This is a genomic window from Bifidobacterium aemilianum, from assembly GCF_003315635.1.
Lineage (GTDB): Bacteria > Actinomycetota > Actinomycetes > Actinomycetales > Bifidobacteriaceae > Bifidobacterium > Bifidobacterium aemilianum.
Genome location: NZ_PDCG01000018.1, coordinates 1 through 1,226 on the forward strand (window position 1 = coordinate 1; position 1,226 = coordinate 1,226).

General features: G+C 65.0%; 1 protein-coding gene. It reads right to left on the reverse strand.

Translation table 11 applies throughout. The features are described 5' to 3' along the window. The coding region (locus CRD60_RS08175; protein ID WP_130473087.1) for a leucine-rich repeat domain-containing protein at positions 1 to 1,226 on the reverse strand (1,226 nt) is incomplete at both ends.

Sequence of the window (1,226 nt, forward strand, 5' to 3'; positions counted from 1 at the left end):
GTTGTTCACGGGTCTGGTCGCGTAGTCGCCGTAGACGTGTTCGGTCCATGGGCTTGACCCGTTCTGCGGGTCGAACGTCACATCATACTTATACACCTTCTGGGTGATGGTGCCGGAGAGGACCAGGTTGCCGTAGCCGCTGACGGGGGTGTAGCCGCCGCAGTTGGTGTTGCCGCTGGGCCCGTTGGCGGTGCCGCAGTAGACGGGGCTTTGCATGCGGAAGCCGTAGGTGTAGGTGCCGGCTCCTCGTCTGGGCCAGGTCATGGTCCCGTCATCGGCTTTGGGGATGGCCGCCTCGTAGCTGCCGTCCTTGCCCCAGGTGGTGGCGCCTCCGGGGGTGCCGTCGTGGTAGCGGGCGCCGGTGGTGGGGCTGGGCGCCGGTGGCGCGGCCGCCTCACGCGCGGCGACGCTTGTGTTTGAGGCGATGTCGGTGATGGTGGTGGTTCCTCTGCCGCTACTGGGCTGCGCGAACCGGGTGGACGAGCCGTCCCGTTTGAATTTGGCGGGTCCCAGGGTCACGGGCTGGGTCAGGTCGGCGGGTAGGTCGGGCATGGTGACCGATTGGCCCGAGGCGTCCAAGTAGCGCAGGGCCGGCAGCTTGACGTCGGCCCTGTACCACATGTTGCCCAGGTCGGTGAGGTCGGTGAGGTGGTTGTGGTCCAGCCACAGTTTTTGGAGCTTGGTCAGGCTGCCTGTTCCCAGGGGGGCCAGGTGGGTGTTGTCCAGGTTGTTGGAGCCCAGGTCCAGTTGGGTCAGGTTGGTGAGGGTGTCCAGGCCGGTGATGTCGTTGATCTGGTTGTGGCTCAGGTGCAGGTTGGTGAGTTTGGTGGACAGGGGTTCGAGGGGTTTGATGTCGTTGATCTGGTTGTGGCTCAGGTTGAGGTCGGTGGCTTGCCAGAAGAGGTCGATGTGGGTCAGGTCGTCGATCTGGCTGTTGGCCAGGTTCAGGTTGGTGGTGGCCAGGTCCTGGCTGGTGAGGGTGTCGTTCACGCTCTTGCCCAGGGTTTGGGCCACGGCTTTGGCCAGGTGGTCGTCGCTGTTGGTCAGGCAGGTGAGGATGCTGCTGGAGTCGATGGTGCAGGACCCGTTGCTGGAGGTGACCTTCTGGGTGATGGTGCCGGAGAGGACCAGGTTGCCGTAGCCGCTGACGGGGGTGTAGCCGCCGCAGTTGGTGTTGCCGCTGGGCCCGTTGGCGGTGCCGCAGTAGACGGGGCTTTGCATGCGGA